Raw genomic sequence first — 20,781 nt, forward strand, 5'->3', positions numbered from 1 at the left:
ATAATAAAAACATTCAATTCTAAACAATGTGCATGCTATAATACGTACACATTGTTTAGAATTGATTTTACACCGATCCTCTTGTAATAGCCTCTATGAGGTCCCCTAAAGGACTTGCCTTTTATGCCAAACTTCTTGGCAAAAGACCACCTATGATTTAAATTTTATGGGATATTGTCCTTAAAAATATACGTAATTCGAGTAAGAAAGAAATTCATCGCAAGCAAATCAAACACGTCAATCTTTAACAACAGCACATACGACGACCGATTATTTGTGTAAAAACGAAGCTAAGGAAGAGAAGAACTAATAAAATAGAGGCAACTGGTGCTCTGGATACCACTAAGTACAATATAGCCGAAGGGAATTTGGCGAAGTCAAGTTCATCTAACAGATTGACATTATAAAGACGTAAATCGCGAACATCTAACTTATAGTTATGGTAAATAAAAACTAATATGATATGCTATATTAACCCTTATGTTTAATCAGTCCAGAGGAAGCTGTTTGGCTTCGCGCCGGAGTCCCGAATTATATTGCAAATTTTTGATTTTATATTGCAAATTTTGCCTACTAATTCCAAGGATTTTTGATGCTGATGTAATATTTCCTTTACACTCATGCATGACATGTAGTATAGCCATGTGTTCAATCTCTTTTAATGAAAGACTTTGAGATCTTGTTAAAGCATTTTTTATTAAATGCTCTATATCTTCTGAAATAGGTGCAGGCTCTGTTTCTAACGGAATACTACTTAAGGTGCTTTCATCTTTTTCAATGGAGTGAGATAAATTCATTAATTGTATATGGTAGGTAATATGGTGGATGTCAATGATTTGTTCTTTCTCATCCATTATGCTGAATGCTCCTTCAATTATTGACTCGAGTTCACGTACATTACCTGGCCACTTATACGATAGCATATATTCCAATACTGATGCTGATACTCCTAGTACATTTAAACCTAGTATTAAATTGAATTTTTGTATAAAATGATCGATCAATAATGGAATATCTTCCATCCTTTCTCGTAAAGGTGGAATATAAATAATGACAACCGCTAAACGATAAAATAAGTCAGGACGCAATCTCCCCATTTTCATTGCAATTGCAGGAGGTTCGTTAATAGTTCCGATAAATCGAACATCTACTTGCTTTAAGTGCACATCTCCAATTCTTCGAAATGACTTTTCCTGAATCACCCTTAAAAGTTTAGCTTGTAAGAAAAGAGGTAGAGCATTTAATTCATCAAGCATTAATGTTCCTCGATGAGCCACTTCAAAAAGTCCAGGGCGATCTATGGCACCAGTAAATGCACCCTTGGTAGTACCAAATAATATTCCTTCAATTAAACTTTCCGGAAGTGCTGCGCAGTTCTCAGCAATAAATGCTTCAGAAAAACGTGGGCTTGAGTTATGTATTCCTTGAGAAAATATCTCCTTACCACTCCCAGTTTCGCCTACGATTAGAACAGATGATCTTGTTTGTGCAGCTTTTTTTGCCATATTAATTGCATTCATTAATTCTTTATTTTTACCGACAATATTTTTAAAGGTAACCATTGAATGATGTGGAGATTTGGTTAAATCAGATGAATGTATTTGTACTAGTGATTCTTTTTCTCTTGTGATTTTTATAGCACCAAGCACAAATTCATTCTTTACGATAGGGAAAATACTGCTTATCGTATATAATCTGCGCTGGTTAGAGCGAACGAAAATTTGTTCCATATTCAACATAGGTATGCCAGATTGTAAAGTTTGAAGTAAATGGTTTTTATCTTTAGAAATGAATTGCTTTATATCTTGTATATTAACATTTATCACGTTTTTTTTATCTAAACAGTCAAAGTTAGCCATTTTCACATTATAAAACAATGTTAACCCTTTTTGATCAACTACATGAATCCCTTCTTCTAATTTATCTAACATAGAATCTAAGATAAGATGCAATTCATAATGATCCAACAAGATTTCCTCCTTAAAAATATCCATTATTTTTAAATAGACTGCAAAAAAATAATAAATTTGCGCAAATATCTTTACTTTTATTACACTATTCTAAGTGTACCAAATAATTTTATTTTTAAATACTAAAATATCAGTGTTTTTATCTAGATTTAAAGAGATAAAAAAAATTTAAATTGATTTGCCACTTTGGTATCTAACTTGCTTAATTATTTTTAGTAACGGAGTTTAAAAAATTGTAAAATTAATTTTAAAGGGAGGAAAAACCAGTTGGGAGAAAGCCGCACTAAAATTAACTTGGGTGTTATCTCATTTAGTTCTGAGGACACTAAGGATATGAGTTATGGCCCAGAAAAATTGATTGCTTCTACCAATCTTATCCCTACATTTAGGATCGAGGAGTCTGCTCCTGGTGTCGAAGGATGGATGAATGTATCCCGCTCATTTAGAATCACTCGAAACGTTCACATAGATCGCTCAATGCCCACACTCATGATTGTTGGTGATTGTACAAGTTCTGTTATTGGAATGTCCGCCGTTCAATTTTATCACGGAAAGGAGGCACATCTGATATGGATTGATGCGCATGCAGATTTTAATACCCCCGATTCTTCAAAAAGTGGATTTCTTGGTGGTATGCCCCTAAACGCACTCGTAGGTGGATGTTTTCCTGAAGTACTCTCTTACGCTGAAATTTCGCCAATCCCAGCTTCTTATGTAACTTTATTTGGATGTCGTGATATTGACCCTCTAGAAGAATTGTTATTACAAAAATATGAAGTTGTGCGTACATCAGATGTAAATAGCACACTACAGCGTATTAAGGATGTAAATAGACCAGTATATTTACACTTTGATACGGATGTACTAAGTCTTGATGTGAACCCAGCTGCTTCATATCCAAGTCCTGGTGGTCTTGTTTTAGAGGAAGCATTTGATTTATTGCAACAAATACTAGAAACAAATAGGGTTGTTGTTGTGACTGTATCAGCCTATAGCCCTGCATACGACAAGAATAACATTGGTTTACGCAACATCTCTGCCATCATACAAGAAATTTATGAAAGATTAAGTACTCATCCAATGAACTGAGGTGTAAAATATGCGATTTCAATCAGGTGTTTTTATTGTTACTGGAGGATCTTCAGGTATTGGAAGAGCTATTGTTAATCGATTGCATGAAGAGCAATTGGATGTTATTTCTATTGATATAACTCCAAGCGATCAATCGCTTACCACACCTCATTTCATCGTAGATGTAACAAATGAACAGCATCTAAAAAATTTTTCTGATAAATTAAAAAAACCTATCGCAGGACTTGTTCATGCAGCTGGAATACAATTGACCGGAGATATAGCAACAATGAATATTGAAGATATGCAACGATTACTAGAAATTAATGTGCTGGGTAGTTTCCTGGTTGCAAAACATGTAGGCACAAAAATTCAAGATGGGGGTTCTGCAGTATTTGTGGCATCAGAACTAGCCTTTATTGGCACTTCTGAAAGTCCAGTATATTCAGCTACTAAAGGAGCTATTGTTGCTTTCGTTCGATCTCTTGCTGTTTCTTGGAAAAATCGTAAGATTAGAGTAAATGCTTTATGCCCTGGAGCTACGGATACACCATTATTACAACGCATATGGAATGAGAGTCCTTCTCCAGAAAAAGCACGACGAGCTGATGAAGAATTAATTCTTCTAAACCGTTGCGCACAACCTGACGAAATTGCTTCTACCGCTATTTTTATGTTGTCTGAAGAAGCTAGTTTTGTGAATGGACATTCTCTTATCGCAGACGGTGGTACAGTAATATGGTAGGGGTGAAAACAAATTGAATATTTTAATAACTGGTGGTAGAGGTTTTGTTGGGAAATACATTGTTAGGGATCTCATTGCTAATGGCCATCATGTGATTGATTACAACCGTGACATTTATCCTCCAATTTCTTCAGATTTACATTTTCCTGTTTACGGAGACTTATTTGATATCCCAAGGCTGGAATCATTAATTAGACAGTTTCAAGTTGATAGAGTGATTCATACAGCCGGACTTTCGCATCCCGCTGTATCAGTTGATGTCCCTTTAACTACTATTAAATCTAATGTGTTCGGAACATCTTGTGTGCTTGAAGCATGTCGTTTATGTGGCATCTCTCGAGTCATACTTTTAAGTTCGGAATGTGTTTACGGTGAAACTGAAATTTCAGTTGACACTGAAGAAAATCATGCATTACATCCAACTACACCCTACGGGGTTAGTAAAGCAGCAATTGATATGTTGGGACTTGTTTACAATACCCAATATCAAATGGACACTATTTCTCTTAGGATCAGTCAAATATATGGTCCAGGGCAAGTAATGCAAGAAGATATTAAAGATGCCGTAAAGATGGCCATTTCAGGCCAACAGTATCAGAGATCCTTCGGTAGAGATCAAACTTTTCAATTCATACATGTAGAAGATGTTTCGCGTGCAACGATCGCAGCGTGTACTGTTGGAGACCATCAATCGAATGTATACAACATCACTGGAGGGACTATCACGACTCTAGGCGAGGTCTTAGATCTCATTTTAGAGTTAATTCCAAGTTTTCAATTTGAAGTTGGAGAAGGCAACTTGGGTTATGAAGAACGTGGAATATTTAATATTTCAAAGGCTAAGCAAGAACTCAATTTTTTTCCAAGTATATCTCTAGAGGATGGAATTCGTAGTTATGTGGAGTGGTTAGGGGAAAATCTTAACTAATTATACTATTTGATAAGGGGAGTGTTACTATGTCTTTTCAATGGCCAGAAGGATACCGTGCTGGTGCTTTTATCACATTCGATGTAGATGGGGTAGTAGGTTTTGAAGGTTCAGCCATTGGGTCACTTCAAAATCGTCCGTGTGTACGATCCATGACTGATTATGAGCCACGTGTTGGTGTTCCAAGAATACTGTCAGTTCTCGATGATGCCGCTGTACCAGCTACTTTTTTTATTCCCGGTAAACTAGCTGAATTATACCCTGATATGGTAAAAAATATCCTTCGTGCTGGACATGAGGTAGGACATCATGGACATTTTCACTATAAGCCAGATCGTATTTCATTTGAAGATGAGGTGAAAGAGATTGATCTAGCATTACCAATTTTAGAGGATCTAATAGGGGATAAAGTATTTGGATCTAGAACTCCTGGATGGGCTCCAAGTGCAAATACTTTGAAATTACTTGCAGAGCGTGGGATGTTGTATGATTCAAGTTTAATGGGTCACGATGAACCTTATAGAACAACAGAAGGATTGTTAGAGCTACCTTGTTTATGGTCTCTTGATGATTGGGAGCAATGGGGATACCTTCCGTTTGAAGGATGGGAATATCCTATTGAAGAACCAGACAAGGTGAAACGAATGTGGAATGCTCATTTTCAAGCAATTGTAGAGGCTGGAGGATCCTTTGTTCTAACTTTGCATCCATGGATAAGTGGACGTCCTGTTTATGCAAAGGTTTTAAAAGATCTATTAATGGAATGGAAGAATACCCCTGGAGTATGGTGGACAAACGCTAAAGAGCTTACACTTTATGCTAATAGTTTGGAGTTATAAAGGTAGTTAATTACATGACAAATGAGAGTGGGGATACCCCCACTCTGCATATTGAAATTCGATTAGTCAAAAAGTAATTATTAAACTTAGGGTGGTGGATGAGGTGGCTTTTAAAGGAGAACTTAAGAGAGAAATGAATTTACTTGATTTAACAATGGCGAGTGTAAGTGGAGTGATTGGATCAGGATGGTTATTAGCCGCTATCACAAGTTCTACTTATGCTGGCCCTGCAGCCATCATTTCGTGGATTATTGGCGGAGTATTCATGCTAATTCTTGCCTTGCCATTTATTGAATTAAGTTCAGCAATACCGGAATCCGGATCTCTTGCACGATATCCACACTACTCACATGGATCCTTTACTAGTTTACTAATGGGCTGGGGATTGTTCCTTAGTTATGCTGTTGTACCTGCAACGGAAGCAGAAGCAGCTGTACAATATGCTAATGGGTATCTTCCAGGCCTATATTCCAATAATGGAACATTAACAGGAATAGGTATTTTAATAGCATCCGTACTACTCATTGTATTTTTTGTTATTAATTATTTCGGGGTACGATTATTTGCTAAGGTTAATACCACTGTTACTATTCTAAAAGTGATTATTCCACTGGGAACTGCTTTATTATTTATTTTTTCTGCTTTTCATCCAGGTAATTTTAGTGAAGTTTCAAAGGGCGGATTTATGCCGTATGGATTCCAAGGCGTATTAGCAGCTGTTTCCCTTGGGGGTATAGCCTTTTCTTATGAGGGATTTAGACAGGCAATTGATCTTGCAGGAGAGGGCCGCAACCCACAAAAAAACATTCCTAGAGCTGTTATTATATCATTAGTATTATCAATGGTGATTTATTTATTACTTCAAGTGGCTTTTATTGGTGCATTAACAGCGGGAGATCTAGCACACGGTTGGGCTAAATTGAACTTATCATCACCCTTTGCAGATTTAGCATTATCATTAAATATGGGGTGGTTGGCTATTATACTTTACGCCGACGCATCTTATAGCCCTGCGGGATCTGGGCTAGTCTATACTGCTTCAGCAGCTAGAGTGCTTTGGGCAATACCTAAGAATGGTTATGGGCCTAAATGGTTATCGCACGTTAGCTCAAAATACCTAGTACCTACTTCTGCTTTATGGGTCGGTCTTGTAATATCATTCTTATGTTTACTCCCTTTTCCGGCTTGGAGTGAACTGATTGGTATTAATACATCGTTTGGTGTTATCACATATATGATGGGACCATCATCAGCACTTGTTCTTCGTAAAACGGCACCGAACTTACGTCGTCTCATTAAAATTAAAGGATTAAATTGGATTGGATTGATCGGTTTTATTTTTGGTGGATTGATTATCTATTGGACAAGTTGGCCAAGTGTCGGCTATGTGGGTCTTGCATTATTTGTTGGTTTTTTACTTTTTCTGTATTACTATCGAAAAAATCATTTACCAACTAGAGATATAAAAGCTGGATTGTGGTTTGTTGCCATGATGATTACTATGGTCTTAATTAGCTATCTTGGTAGCTTTGGAGGCATTGGATGGATACAATATCCATGGGATATAGTAGTAGTTGCTGTCGTGTGTGTATTTTTCTATTTCTGGTCTGTTCGCTCAGGCTACGAAACAGAAGCTATTATAAATTTAGTTGCTAGTATGGAGGAACACAACTTAACACTAGACCCTTCTTCCATATCGGACAAACATGATTTTAATCAATCATTTTAAATGAAATAGAACTCTTAGAATAAATACTGTAGATTTAGTTATCTACAGTATTTATTTATTTAATTAATTAATTAAATAAATAGTTTGACATACCTAGATGTAGATTTAAAGAGCTTCACAGTTCATGAGATAACCTTCCCACTCAAAAAGAGGGGGAAGGCACGGTATGACGGTATTAAAACAGATCTCACAATAAGCCGCTTAGGTTCCTGTCGGTATAGAAATGGGCAAGGAGGTCTCGCTATCACTTCGCTCTCTTGAAGTCTCTTCGAGCGCCCGTTGCTTTGTTTCAGGTAAGAGTATCAAAGTAAGGACTGCGGCAATGACGGCTAAGGTGGCTAAAAATCCAATAGCCACTGCTTCTCCCCAGATTCGAAACAGTGCAGGGAAGACAAAGGCAGTCAATGATGCACCAAGGCGCCCAGAAGCGACAGTAATGCCTTGGACAACGCTGCGAATTTTAGTCGGTGCCAACTCAATCCCAAGCATGCCTGAAGCGGACACGGAACCTGGACCGACTTGAGACATCAAATTTTGTCCACCGTATAGTAATAACCCTATTAATGGTACTGTAGTTGCTTCGCCCTTAAACATACTAAACATGCCCAATGCAGCAGCCATGCCTACAAACCCCAAAACTTGAAGCGGCTTACGACCCCAACGGTCAATGAATAAAATTGCAACAATTGCTCCCGGCACGGTAAATGCGAGTTCCATGACCAATTGAAAGCTCCCAGCGGTCAGACCGATTCCCTTTGCAATGAGTGAAGGCCCAAAAAGTATGCCTGAATAAGCGACAATGTCGAACAGGAACCAAAGCACACAAGCCGTAAAAATATTTTTGCGATTTTTAGCCCAGTAGAAACTTGCTTCTTGTCGATCTTCTAATTCGTCTCGATTAACTATCTCACTCGCCGACCCACCAGTAACTTGTGCGATAACATTTTGTAATCCCACAAGATCCCCCTTCATTCTTGCCAAGAACCGTGGAGTCTCAGGCAATTTTCGGCGTAAGTATATGACGGAAGCAGCAGGTACCGCCCCGAAACCTAAAACAATTCTCCAAATGAGTGCATCTGGTACGTGATAAGCTTGCAAAACCATGTACAGAATGGCTGCAAAGGTAGCTCCAATTCCCCATGTTAGTCCGAAACCAATCGCGATACTTTTTCCGCGGTCTTGAGAATTCGCGTTTTCACCCATAATTAAAGGCGAGAGTACGTAATCTGCTCCAATTCCTATTCCTAAAATGAATCTCACAGCGATCAATTCAGGTACGTTTCCGACAAATGACTGCGCTAAGGAAGCCAAAGCAAGGACTAACACGTCAAGACCATAAAACGTTTTACGCCCTTTGTTTGCAAGCAATCCAAAGACAATGGCACCTAAAGCAGCACCGATAAGGGCACTACCTGCCAATAAGGAGCTTTCGAGACCAGTCAGACTTTTGACACCAAAAGAGAGTAGTACCAAGGGTAGAACGATACCAATAGAAGATAAATCGTAGCCGTCCGTGAACACCCCCATACCTGTCGTAAAAATAGACTTGAGGTGAAATTGGTTGAACTTGGCATGATCGAGCCTTTCAAAGAGCTCCTTACCATCCATCTGAATAACCTCCGCCCAATATTTTCTCAACAAAAGCGCTCCATATTCAAGCCTGAGACCATGCTCTTGTTTCACCCAAACAATACAACCTTTTATTTAACTTTTCGTGAAAAAATATGAATACACTACGTAATTTTGATAAAGAATTTGTCAATGTGTAGTAGAGCAAACGGAGGATATACGCTAGCTTCCAATAGAAACAATGGACTACTTTACCTTGGTAGAAAGAAGGCAGCGTAGTCCATTGTTTGATTTTCTCTGGTTGAAGGATTAACTGAAGAGGGTACTGAGAGCCTAAATCAAAACAGACATCGAGAGGATGACGAAAAGTAAAAAAAGAACTTTGTAATAGGTGGAGGCTATTGGGCTTGGCCTATTTCAGACACGCACCCAAAAGACTATGTCGTCGTTCCAACCACGTTAAGCGGGAAGCCGTATCTCGTCTGGTGTCACCTTGCTCTTCAGAAGTTAGGAAAGCCCGAGAACAGAAGCACGGGATACAACTTTAACCCACTTAGCCTTCGTAGATGGGGATGACACCGTAGAGTTTATAAAGGGTGGTTTATTTAATAATCGCGCAACTCTGATTCCTCGTGACAATGAATGTCATAGACTTCACCGAGAACGCCAAACCCAAATGGCTCTTCTGCAAGATGAAGGTTCATTTGGCATGCTTACTATTGAGTATATCAAAGGTTCGCATGAGTATCATAAGCTCACGATCAATCGCTAACTAGATAAAACCCCACCTATTAAGGATCGCTTTCTTGCTTTGACAGTCGGACAAAGAGGCTATAGATGCTAACACATGCGTCTCAAGTTACATTTTGCGAGCTAACCTAGTCACCATTGCTATACAAGGTGTTCCTGCAACTTGACAAACAACTAACTGGTTAGCTGAAGCAGGGGATTGTACAGCATCGTGAATACTCAATATCAAACATACGTTTGCCTTTTTGTGATTTCCGCTTATAATGATAGGAACATACGTTTGTATAAGGTCTCTCAGTAAACGACGTGACCCGTGTTGATGTTGTTACCATGTAGATGATTTTTTAAAGGGTGGAATTTCCATGTTAAACCTAATTGATAATTGCAATATGAACAAACATACGCAAATTGAACTGCAAGAAATGATTGAAGTAGCTTTACAAGATGGATTACCGATCGAATTAACAATTCAACAAAATACGGACAACTATGTGCTTTGCCATGGTGTTCCTTATTACAAAAATAATTGTCTTTTTATAGGAAATCGATTAATTCATTTTTCTGATGTGGTACATGTCCACAGAATCAAATAACTAATTAGATCTATATATAGAATTAGTTCTAGTTCTAATTTCAGAACTAGAACTAATCGAAACCGCATTTTTGAGTAGATGAATGTTTACTCTTTGAAAGGTCATTTTGAACAGGTTCAATGGAGAAACTATCTAAAACTATGTTATCAAATGCTCCGTTGGGAAAACGAAGGATGAGTACAGCCTGATAAGATTACTCAAAGCATTCATCAACCATACGATCTTGTCAAACTGAAACCTAAATTATTCTAGTTCTAGCGGATCAATAGAAACCCGTAGCATATGCAAAAGTATCAAGCCATGATCAACAGGAGGATTAGGAATGGCAATAGCAAGTCCTTGACATGTACTGCACTGCTCAAGGATGGACATACGAGGTCGTTGCTAATCTTGGATTAGACATGTACTACCACAAGAAAGGCTTACAACGGCTATTGAACGTCATTTTTCAGGAGGAAGTAGGAAGTCTGGTTATTATACGCATAATGACCAGACTTCTGATGTTTAGAGCAGAACTTGGTCTTGGTCATTTGAGAGGGGAGAGTAGTGGAAGTCGTCATTCTCAGCCAAGGCGAAGACACGACGTTTGAAGAGGATCTTGCCAAGGATGTACTGGACATCATGACGGTGTTTTCTGCGCGTCTTTATGGTTCGCGTTCACGCAAGAATTAGAAATTGATTGAAGGCATGAAGAAGGTGGTTGACGATGCTGAGAAGCCATAAGATTGCGCTTGATCCGAATCACAAGCAAGCCACCTATTGCAACAAAGCCTGTGGTATGGCTCGGTTTTCGTACAACTGAGGGCTTGCACAGCGGAAGCGCCCATACGATGCGGACAAAAAACATACAAGACTCCCTTCGTCGGCAACTGAATGCCATCAAGCGAGAACAGTTTCCTTGGATGCTAGAAGCCAAGAAAAACGCGCCACAAATCCCCTTTATTCACCTTGGTGATGCGTTCAAACGACTTTTGAGGTCATGCAAAGTACCCAACCTTTAAGAAAAAAGGGATTCATGACCGTTTACGCTCATCAACCATCAGTTGTTGTCAATGGCAAGTACATGCGCGTTCCTTATTAAGAATGGGCACGCATACGAGGCGTTGCAGTTCACTTGTAAGATCATGTCTGCTGCCGTTTCTCGAAAAATAGACAAGAGGTTTGTCAGTATCACGGTAGACACGGTAGATGCTTCTCCCATGTGCGAAAACCAAGCAATGATCGGCGTGGTTTTAGGCGTTAATCGATTGTCCACCTTGTTTGCAACACATTCATGATAGGCGCAAAGCCTCATAGAATACTCTTGCATCGTTTATGTCGATTGTCCCGTTTTCTATCACGTAAGCAAAAAGGCTCAAAAAACAAAGCAAAAGCCAAGCTTAAATTGGCAAAACTCAAACCGAAGATAGCGAATACCACAACGACGAACTACATAAATTCACTACCCGACTAGCCAGTCCATACAGTGTGATCGCCATTGACGATTTGAACGTTAAAGGAATGATGTTAGATCATCGTTTGGCAAGAGCGGTAGGAGAGAGGGGCTTTCACAAGTTTCGGTGGCAGTAGGTGTAAAAGACGTCGATGCGTGGTGGATAACTCATTATTACGGATCTGTGGTATGCATCAAGCAAAATCTGCTCAACGTGCGGAATGAAAAAAGAAAATATGCCACTATCGATCCGTGAGTGGACATGTTAAGAATGCTGCACTCCTCATAACCACGACCTGAATGCGACGATAAATCTCATGAAATGGGCCTTAATTTCCACGGTGACAGCCTGTCTGGGGAGAGGACGTAAGACTGCTATTCCAGAGGCAGCCTCAACGAAGCAGGAATGCAACGTCAAAGCTATCTATGCATCGGTTTGAGTAAGTTTGAAAGAGCGGCATGTATACTCTCTGCCACATCTAGCTCGTAGCACTGAAAGCTAAGCGTTCTTATAACGTCCAAAAGCAATCGTAGATCATAGCCTAGTCTTACTTCGATGACCACTAAATCGACGCGAATAATTTTCACATGTTCCACTGAATCACAATCTTATTCACACTAACTATTTTATATACAACAAAGGAAATGAGAAGTATTATGCCGAAATAGTATGCACCACAATTTTGTAGGAATCGATGAAGCCATCCAGCGAATGGAGAGTACCCAAGATGTCAAAACTCCATGATGAAAGCCTCTTTGGGCAAATATCACGGATATTTTTTGAAGCGCTTAGCGTTCAAGAAGCAGCAAATACTGCGCTTACATTACTTAAGGAATCATTGTGTTTGCATCGCATCATCTACATTAGTACTTATACAGGTGTACCTACTGTTTTAGCGTATGCAGGTGGACAAGACATGACTCTAGAATTCATTGAGCAAATATTTTCTAATTCTCACGATTCACTAAGACCGCTACTCAAACTAAAACATCCTGTATTTATACAGAATTATCCTAATCATGAGGCAGCTTTATATGAGTTTGTTCAGAGTGGGTCTGAATCAGTAGCTTTGATTCCATTTGAAGGTGGCACACAAATTGAATCAGGACTTCTCACTTTTCATCGAAGTGAGCACTGTGAATCTTGGGACGCAGACATGGAGCGTCTTCTAGATGGAGTTTCACAACTAATCTTTATGGGGATCCAACGATTGTACTACTTCGAGGAACATGAACGTCTTCTGTATACTGATGAGATGACCGGTTGTTTAAATCGCCGTGCATTTATGCGAGATATGGAAGCACACATGAAATCCAAGGATCTTTTTTGTCTAACAATGATTGATCTTGATGATTTTAAGTTGATAAACGATTCCTACGGTCACCTAGCAGGGGATCAGGTTTTACGGCAATTAACATCGTGCCTTATCAAAAAACTTCCCTCTTCTTATCAAATTTATCGACTAGGTGGCGATGAATTTGCAATTTTCCATCCCTACACCGAAGTTGAATCAGAAATTGTGATGAATCAAATAAACAACTATCTGGACCACGGTTGTGAAGGCAATCTCACAAGACCTATCAACCTTTCAGCGGGATGTTCCAATTCTAGTGAAGCCAATTTTGATATGGATCATCTCATAACGATGGCAGATCGACGAATGTATGAGATGAAGCGTTCATACAAAACAAGGAGGGGAAGAATTCTTTGAAATTTTTTGATCTAAGCGTTCCAATTAGTAATCGCGCAGCTGAACCCAATCCACCACATATCATGTATCACGGACATGAAGAAGGTGCTAAGCAAGCGGCTGATGCTTTAGGTGTGCCGATACATGCATTCCCAAATGGACAAGCATGGGCAGTAGAGACTATAACAATCAGTACACATAATGGTACCCATATGGATGCTCCATACCATTATGGACCCTTATCAGAAGGCAGACCAGCACGTACGATCGATTTGATGCCACTTGAATTATGCTATAGCGATGGTGTAGTTCTTGACTTTAGTAAGAAAGCCCCGGGAACTAGTATTGAAGTGCAGGATATTAAAGAAGCTTTACAGTCGATATCCTACACGCTAAAACCACTGGATATGGTACTTATAAGAACAGATGCCGATAAATTATTTTTCGACCCTTCCTATTTTTCAGCACACGCAGGTATGAGCGCATCTGCAACACGCTATCTTCTTGAGCAAGGTGTTAAAGTAACAGGGACAGACGGCTGGGGATGGGATATTCCTCTTACCATCCAAGCAGATCAATATCGTGCCACAGGGGATTCAAGTGTATTATGGGAGGCACATTATGTAGGAACACAGATGGAATACTGGCACATAGAAAAATTATCCAATTTAGATAAGTTACCTCACCCATTCGGATTTAAAATAGCTGCATTTCCCATTCTTATCGAGGGGGCATCTGGTGCTTGGGTGCGGCCCGTGGCAATCTTCCCTTAAGCTCATCGTGATGGTAATAAGTTCTTAGTACTTAGGGTTGGCATACCTAAGCCTAGCCAACTTAATGGTATATACACCAGACTCATTTTATGGGAACCACGAAGAAAAGAGGACAGTTAGAGTAACTCATTAAATAGTAGACGTACTAGAATAATCGATGTGAAACAGTGGAGAAGAGTCGACACAAGTAAATGTCGGCACTTCTCACATCATCAAACGGAAACTTGGAGCTTCCTTATCCACAAACTATATACTCCAGCTGCAACCAAACCAGCAACTACAGGCAGCGGCAATATCGTGATAAATAAGGATACATTCCACATCCCTCCTACAATCCCGATGATTAACCCAATGGCAAAGGCAAATATGGCAGGCCAATTAAACATATGTGATGCTGTTTGTACAGGGGTAAAGAATTCATTTGCAGGAGTTTGACGCTTTTGCACAAAAATCCAATCGACAATCATAATAAATGTAAATGGTACGATGACATCTCCAATGGCATCAAGAAATCCAGAGACATGATTGAGAATACCCATAATAGCGAGTATGGTGCTTAACAGTCCTAAAATCAGTGTTGCAATAGGTTGCATCAAGCGATGTGGACGCCAAATGGTATTAAGCGCAACAAGTAAATCCACTGTTGACGGATAGAGATTCATTGCGTTTGTATGAATAATGGCTAAGGCAACTCCCACTGCTGCAAGCATTCCCCATACCGGAATATGGGGTCCAAGTAATGCAACATTCCAATTGCCAGTAGCTTGTTGTGAGTCCATTCCTATGATCGCCATAACTAAAACAGCAGTCATAATACCCACAGAGGGGGCTAGAAAATACATAACATGTTTACGACCACTGTTTTTTGGCACACAGAACCGGGAAACTGTGGAGAGCTTATATGTCCAAGCCAAAATAGAAAAAGCGACAATGGTGGTTATGGCCGCCCCCCATTGCATGGATTCTGAAGCTTGTGGAGAGTGGATATGAAAATGCGAGTATAAATACCATGTTAATGCACCGTAACATACGAGCAAGAGTATGGATGTGTAGCGATAAAAATACTCGAGCCACTTCATCCCAAAAAGAACTAAGATCACTTGGACGATACCAATTATCCAGAACCACATGCTACCATTGGCATGGAAAATACCATTCAATACGTCTCCTGCGACTGCTGTGTTTAATCCAAACCAGCCCATATTGACAAATGTAAAAAGAATAGAAAATAAAAATGCGCCAATGTTTCCATACGTCTTACGGGCGACAATGAGTCCTGTTAACGGAACCTCTCGTCCCATTTCCGAAAAAAGCCCAGCGGGAATGAATGCAATGATCCAACTCATGATGATAGCGACAATCATGTCTGTCATACCAAAATGAAATAACAAAGAACCAAGTAACGGCGTCATAGCTGAAGCAGAAGCCATCAACCAGACGACAAATAATTTACCCGAAGTCATGGTTCTTTGTTCGAGTGGTACCGGTAACACGCCAACGGTTTCAATCTCATTCATAGTACTCTTCCAAAATCCCACATCACGACTTTCTTGTATTACATTATTTTTCAATGAACATGCCTCCTACAATGTATAATAGACTAGTATGATGTTAACTCGCTACATTTTTCATAATAAAAAGAAAAATATAGCGATACGCAAAACGCTACTACTCTAGTATCTTGTCATGGCTGTGAAGTAAACAACGGAAACGTCGATCAACAAAAATAAAAATTTAAATATTCTAATATTAGTTACTTTCACCTTAACTTTGGTTATTTTAAAATATACTATATTACCAATGAAATCCTTAGTGACATGCAACCCGTTGATGAGCAAACTTGATCATAGTTGCCACATATTTCAGTGTAATTAAAAACCCACTTTATGATGGAGTCATGATCAAGTGAAGGGACTAGTATTAAAATAAGTTTACATAAGGTGTATTATCGGACATGATTTATATTAAACTATTTACTAAAGTTTATTGCACTACGATAGTTTCAATTAAAAATAAAATTCAGTTGAATTCAACACTTGCTCCAATCATTGCGATAGTTCATTATCGAAAGTTAACTGACCGATTCAAAATATTATCATTTAGGGTAATTTAATAGCATGTCATTTTTGTTAGCCTTAAGTAGGTTTCTGCAAACAGGCTAAATCTACCCAAAGGAACGATGGAGCACATCTTCGTTTTTTATTATTCAGTGGAGAAACTGAATTTACACTATTATATGAACTCAACAGCACTTGACCAGTAAACAACACTTTAAAATTAAGCAAGTTTTATTATTAGCTAACATTTATTATGATTATTTGATATAATCATAATAAATGAATTTTGTTAACTTAACCGGAGGTCATGATGACTATTAACATACAGGATCGTCTATTAGAACGCTTGATACAGACGGGTGCTATTCGAGTCAGAAAGAATGAAAATGATATGGCCTTTTGGTATACTTCCTGTATTCCAGGACCCTATTATATTAATGTAGAAAAAATAATCGGTCCTCATATTGCTTCACACTTATTACCTCAAATAACCAAAATCCTCTCCTCTCAAATGAATAACAGAGAAAAAGCAATGAGCATATCCCACATGATCATCGATCAATTAAATCATGATATGAACTATTTAGAAACAATCTCTCTTCTAACTGAATTTTACCAATCTAAAACTTCATTACTACCTCAAGCCATTTCTGGAGGTGAACGAAGAGACTGGTTTTTTTCAGTCCCCTTTGCGGAAATAATGGGGATACCGCACCTTTTTCTATTAAAAAATGGTGATTATTGGTGTTTGGATAATAATGATCATCTAACAAATCAGAATTGGAATGATATGAATATATTGCATGTTTCAGATATCATTAATACAGCAACAAGTTACACGCGATATTGGCTTCCCACGCTTAAAAATGTTGGTGTTTCGTTACAAGAAACACTTACTGTTGTAATTCGCGGATTACCAGGCCGACAAAAACTGGAACAAAATGGAGTAAGAATAACTACACCTTTAGATCTAGATGAAGCAGTTTTTGTTGAAGCATGTAAAAAAAATTTAATTAGCCAATTTACTTTGAGTGATATTTTACTCTATATGGAATCTCCGCGTTTGTGGACGCATAATTTTTTGAATCACTGTGAGCGATTGCTTATAGATCAAGTCGCTGTAATGGATGAAACACAACAACTTCGAATACAAACTTTTATAAATAATGATCTGTATGAATTTGCTCAGGATTTCCCATTATTATTTTCTGCTCATGAGCAAGGAGGGGAACTCAATGTTTGCAAAGATCGGTGATACAGTTGAAATAATTAATGATGTCTATGAAGATGGAGTAGAGAAGGTGGCATGCAAAGGTGAATTAGGTTTAATTCGTAGAATTACTGAAAACGGGCATGCTATAGTCGAGTTTGAGATTGGCAGAGTTGTCACACTCCACCCTATATGTTTTAAAGTAAATTCTCGTCATGTCTAATTTAAGAATCTAATGATCGCGATACATAAGTTTTAATTTCATATCGCGATCTGATTCGAATAATTCACTAAATTTATTTTTATAATAGTAATTAATACGTTGCAACCTCATCAATGTCTTCTGGACCAATAACGCAAACAGATCCTACGATGTCATTTAACGAAGATATTTTATGACGAATAGCGTGTTCCTTCATTCCTTGAATAATATCGACCATCCCGATCGGATTCACAAAATTATAGGTTCCGACTTGAACAGCGGACGCTCCAGCCATCATGTACTCAATAGCATCTTCTGCACTGCATATACCACCACATCCAATAATCGGTATGCCCACCTTTTTATAAACTTGATACACCATCCGTAAAATTATTGGTTTTATACAGGGACCAGAAAGACCTCCCATGATATTTCCAATTTTAGGCTTACGGCTCTCCACATCAATAGCCATTGAAAGCATCGTATTAGCAACTACCACCGCATCTGCTCCCGCCGCTTCAGCTGCAATTGCAACTTCAGTAATTGCATTAGTATTGGGTGTCAACTTTGCAAATAACGGAATTTTCGTTTTTTTCTTAATATAATCCACGACTCGAAAGGTCTGTGCTGGATCCATCGCGTAGGATCGCCCATCGTCTTCAAGATTAGGACAGGAAATATTAATTTCAAGTGCTGCAACTCCAGGAACTGATAACTCCTGTGCTAAATCAATAAATTCATCAGCTGTATCAGCAGAAATACTAATAATTAATGGGCTATTATATTGTTGATAAAAAGGAATAGATGTATTCAGCATTGATTGAGATCCTTTACTCTGAATACCTACTGCATTAATCATGCCAGCGGTTGTTTCTGCAATTCTTGGTCCTATATTGCCCATACGTGGATATCTCGTCACACTCTTCGTCACAAGAGCCCCAAGTACATTCAAATCAAAAATCTGTGCTGCTTCTTCAGCGAATGTTCCTGAAGCTGGCATAACAGGGTTTTTCATTAAAACTCCACCAATAGAAACCTCCATGTCAATCTCACTCATATCTCCATCACCTCTTCCAACTGAAATATGGGCCCTTCTGAACATACTCGCAAATTAATAATCTTTCCAGCACGTTGAAATGGTTTAACACAGCAAAAACACATTCCTAAACCACACCCCATATTTTCTTCTAATGCAACTTGACCGGGAATTTTATATTGTAAAGAAATGTTTTTTAGTAAATTCGTCAAACGTTTTGATCCACAAGTAAATAGCGCATCGATAGACTTACTATCAATCATGCTTTCAATCAACTTCCTTACATAAACCATATCGCTATTCCCATCTTCATCTGTTACTAATATTACTTGAGCACCACACTCCTTCATATAATTTGCGGACAAGATATCCTCCTTTGATCTTGCGCTAAGAATTGCATAAGTCGTTTTCCCTTGCTTCGTTGCTAAATCAATTAAAGGTGCCATAGTCGCCAACCCTACACCGCGTGCAATGATCAAAAGATTTTTCCATTCTTTTTTTAAAATAAATCCATTTCCAAGTGGTCCGAATATATCCAACTTTTCTCCAGCTTGCATCTGAGACAAACTCTTTGTTCCCTCTCCTTTAATTAAATACAAAAAATGTACTTCATCTTTTTCCTTTACTATTTTATAAATACTCATTGGACGTCGAAGCAATGGAGAAATATGATTCGAACATTTCAAATAAAAAAACTGACCTGCTATGCACTCATCAATAACTTCCGGAGCATAGATTGCCATGTGTTTATAACGTGAACTAGCTTCTATATTGAACAAAACAGTACTTTGCAATAATTTCATTTCGTTACATCCTTTCCTTAATCATGATTATATCGGTTCTGCTAAACGAAGCATCGTATCGTAAAGAATATCCACCCCTGCTTCTATATCAAAAGGTTCCGTAAACTCTCCGGGCTGATGACTAATACCTCGCACAGATGGAACAAAAATCATACCTGTAGGACATAGTTTTGCCATATTCATAGCATCATGTCCCGCTCCACTTGCCATTTCTAAAAAGGATATATCTCGTTTTTCACAAGACTCTTTGATTATATTTCCTATGAATGAATTTAGTTCAATAGGCGATTCATCACTTAACAGCTGACTTTCAACTGTAAGTTTTCTACGATCAGCGATGTCATTAACAATTGAAAGTAAATTTAGATTTAATTGATGCTTAGTTGCACAGTCATTACTTCTAAATTCATAAATCAGTTCCACTTTCCCAGGGATTGTATTAACTGAATTGGGGTATACATGAAGTGATCCGACAGTCCCCACAGAATAAAAATGTTGCTCTAAGGTAGCAATTTTTTCTACAGCAAGAATTACTTCAGCAGCACCAACCAAAGCATCTTTGCGTAACTGCATCGTTGTTGTGCCAGAATGACCAGCTTCACCAGAGATAATAAGCCGATATCGAGTGGGTGCAGCAATTGAACCGACTACACCAATTTGTTTTTTCTTTTGTTCAAGTACAGGTCCTTGCTCTATATGAAGTTCAATAAATGCCTTTAAATCATCTGAGCTTCTATGTGCTTGCGGAAAACGAGCAAGATCAAATGCTTGTAAGCGAACTGCTTCCTCAAAAGATATACCTGTTTTATCAGTAAGACCCGTAATGATATTCATATCTAATAGTCCCACCATTGCCTTACTCCCAATTGTCGAGACTCCAAATCTAGTTGACTCTTCGCAAGTAAAAGCAATAACCTCAATAGGATATTTAGTTTTAATGTTCTTTCTATTAAGCATTCTTACTACTTCTAACCCAGCTAGGACACCTAATACACCATCATAACTTCCTGCATTAATTACAGAATCTAAATGGGAACCACAAGCAACTGCACATTTCTCAATACCTACTCCAGCTCGCCTAGCAATAACATTTCCTGCATCATCCACACGTACGTTCATGCCTTCGTTTTCACATAACTGTATAAATTGTCTTTTCGCCAATTTGTCAGATTCTGAGTACGCCAAGCGAGTGATCCCATTTGCCCCATATCCAAAACGTGAAAACACATCCAATAAAAAATGAATAGCCAACCCGCGTTCTTCATGATAACTAGGTTTTCCCACCCGTGACCCTCCTGTCACTAAATTTAATTCTTTATTTATCTAGTGTAGTAATCAAAACAAAGTAGATATATATATATTTCGCCAAATAAATCATGAAAG

General features: G+C 38.5%; 19 protein-coding genes. 12 read left to right on the forward strand and 7 right to left on the reverse strand.

The features are described 5' to 3' along the window. Window positions 1-488: 488 nt before the first annotated feature. On the reverse strand, window positions 489-1,967 hold the full coding sequence (locus MM817_RS12505) for a sigma-54 interaction domain-containing protein (protein WP_241715690.1): 1,479 nt from the start codon (window positions 1,965-1,967) through the stop codon (window positions 489-491). A 270-nt stretch (window positions 1,968-2,237) separates the two neighbouring features. On the opposite strand from MM817_RS12505, the gene MM817_RS12510 reads away from it, so the two are divergent. The 5 genes from MM817_RS12510 to MM817_RS12530 all read left to right on the forward strand — a co-directional run bounded on the left by MM817_RS12510 (window position 2,238) and on the right by MM817_RS12530 (window position 7,282). Further along, window positions 2,238-3,059, forward strand: coding sequence for an arginase family protein (locus MM817_RS12510; protein WP_241715692.1), 822 nt, complete (start codon window positions 2,238-2,240; stop codon window positions 3,057-3,059). A gap of 10 nt (window positions 3,060-3,069) precedes the next feature. Continuing rightward, on the forward strand, window positions 3,070-3,786 hold the full coding sequence (locus MM817_RS12515; RefSeq protein WP_241715694.1) for an SDR family NAD(P)-dependent oxidoreductase: 717 nt from the start codon (window positions 3,070-3,072) through the stop codon (window positions 3,784-3,786). Between the two features lie 13 nt (window positions 3,787-3,799). After that, entirely contained in the window at window positions 3,800-4,714 is a 915-nt protein-coding gene (locus MM817_RS12520) for an NAD-dependent epimerase/dehydratase family protein (RefSeq protein WP_241715696.1), read from the forward strand. A 29-nt stretch (window positions 4,715-4,743) separates the two neighbouring features. Next, on the forward strand, window positions 4,744-5,553 hold the full coding sequence (locus tag MM817_RS12525) for a polysaccharide deacetylase family protein (RefSeq protein ID WP_241715698.1): 810 nt from the start codon (window positions 4,744-4,746) through the stop codon (window positions 5,551-5,553). 133 nt (window positions 5,554-5,686) lie between these two features. Next, window positions 5,687-7,282, forward strand: coding sequence for an APC family permease (locus MM817_RS12530; protein ID WP_241715700.1), 1,596 nt, complete (start codon window positions 5,687-5,689; stop codon window positions 7,280-7,282). A gap of 201 nt (window positions 7,283-7,483) precedes the next feature. Here MM817_RS12530 and MM817_RS12535 read toward each other — a convergent pair whose 3' ends face one another. Continuing rightward, window positions 7,484-8,890, reverse strand: coding sequence for an MFS transporter (locus MM817_RS12535; RefSeq protein ID WP_241715702.1), 1,407 nt, complete (start codon window positions 8,888-8,890; stop codon window positions 7,484-7,486). Between the two features lie 1,100 nt (window positions 8,891-9,990). Here MM817_RS12535 and MM817_RS12540 point away from each other — a divergent pair. From MM817_RS12540 to MM817_RS17435, 3 genes are all read left to right on the forward strand, one after another. Next, window positions 9,991-10,194: a hypothetical protein gene (locus MM817_RS12540; RefSeq protein WP_241715704.1), complete on the forward strand. Its 204-nt coding sequence runs from the start codon at window positions 9,991-9,993 to the stop codon at window positions 10,192-10,194. Window positions 10,195-10,740: 546 nt separating this feature from the next. Then, the gene (locus MM817_RS17430; protein WP_419723394.1) at window positions 10,741-10,866 is read left to right on the forward strand and encodes a recombinase family protein; all 126 of its coding nucleotides are present in this window, start codon (window positions 10,741-10,743) and stop codon (window positions 10,864-10,866) included. A gap of 34 nt (window positions 10,867-10,900) precedes the next feature. Then, a complete protein-coding gene (locus MM817_RS17435; RefSeq protein WP_419723395.1) occupies window positions 10,901-10,996 on the forward strand; it encodes a helix-turn-helix domain-containing protein in 96 nt (31 codons plus the stop codon). A 237-nt stretch (window positions 10,997-11,233) separates the two neighbouring features. On the opposite strand, the gene MM817_RS12550 is transcribed toward MM817_RS17435, so the two are convergent. Then, window positions 11,234-11,449: a hypothetical protein gene (locus MM817_RS12550; protein ID WP_241715705.1), complete on the reverse strand. Its 216-nt coding sequence runs from the start codon at window positions 11,447-11,449 to the stop codon at window positions 11,234-11,236. 905 nt (window positions 11,450-12,354) lie between these two features. On the opposite strand from MM817_RS12550, the gene MM817_RS12555 reads away from it, so the two are divergent. Next, window positions 12,355-13,338: a sensor domain-containing diguanylate cyclase gene (locus tag MM817_RS12555; RefSeq protein WP_241715708.1), complete on the forward strand. Its 984-nt coding sequence runs from the start codon at window positions 12,355-12,357 to the stop codon at window positions 13,336-13,338. Next, window positions 13,335-14,090 carry a cyclase family protein gene (locus tag MM817_RS12560; RefSeq protein ID WP_241715709.1) on the forward strand — a complete coding sequence of 252 codons (756 nt, stop codon included), beginning with the start codon at window positions 13,335-13,337 and terminating at the stop codon, window positions 14,088-14,090. Before MM817_RS12555 ends, MM817_RS12560 begins: the two co-directional genes overlap by 4 nt. Window positions 14,091-14,302: 212 nt before the next feature. Here MM817_RS12560 and MM817_RS12565 read toward each other — a convergent pair whose 3' ends face one another. Then, a complete protein-coding gene (locus tag MM817_RS12565; RefSeq protein WP_241715712.1) occupies window positions 14,303-15,661 on the reverse strand; it encodes a purine-cytosine permease family protein in 1,359 nt (452 codons plus the stop codon). 796 nt (window positions 15,662-16,457) lie between these two features. Here MM817_RS12565 and MM817_RS12570 point away from each other — a divergent pair. After that, the gene (locus tag MM817_RS12570) at window positions 16,458-17,402 is read left to right on the forward strand and encodes a hypothetical protein (protein WP_241715714.1); all 945 of its coding nucleotides are present in this window, start codon (window positions 16,458-16,460) and stop codon (window positions 17,400-17,402) included. Further along, a complete protein-coding gene (locus tag MM817_RS12575) occupies window positions 17,383-17,580 on the forward strand; it encodes a hypothetical protein (protein ID WP_241715716.1) in 198 nt (65 codons plus the stop codon). The genes MM817_RS12570 and MM817_RS12575 overlap by 20 nt, the downstream gene beginning before the upstream one ends. Window positions 17,581-17,671: 91 nt before the next feature. Here the strand turns inward: MM817_RS12575 and MM817_RS12580 are convergent, their stop codons facing one another. Genes MM817_RS12580 through MM817_RS12590 form a run of 3 tightly spaced genes read right to left on the reverse strand, consistent with a single transcriptional unit; the run spans window position 17,672 to window position 20,682 of the window. Next, entirely contained in the window at window positions 17,672-18,616 is a 945-nt protein-coding gene (locus MM817_RS12580) for a dihydroorotate dehydrogenase (protein ID WP_241715718.1), read from the reverse strand. Then, window positions 18,613-19,398, reverse strand: a complete 786-nt coding sequence (locus MM817_RS12585) for a dihydroorotate dehydrogenase electron transfer subunit (protein WP_241715720.1) — start codon at window positions 19,396-19,398, stop codon at window positions 18,613-18,615. Before MM817_RS12585 ends, MM817_RS12580 begins: the two co-directional genes overlap by 4 nt. 27 nt (window positions 19,399-19,425) lie before the next feature. After that, window positions 19,426-20,682, reverse strand: coding sequence for a Zn-dependent hydrolase (locus MM817_RS12590; protein ID WP_241715722.1), 1,257 nt, complete (start codon window positions 20,680-20,682; stop codon window positions 19,426-19,428). Between the last annotated feature and the right edge of the window lie 99 nt (window positions 20,683-20,781).

The sequence above is a fragment of the Sulfoacidibacillus ferrooxidans genome (genome assembly GCF_022606465.1).
Lineage (GTDB): Bacteria > Bacillota > Bacilli > Alicyclobacillales > SLC66 > Sulfoacidibacillus > Sulfoacidibacillus ferrooxidans.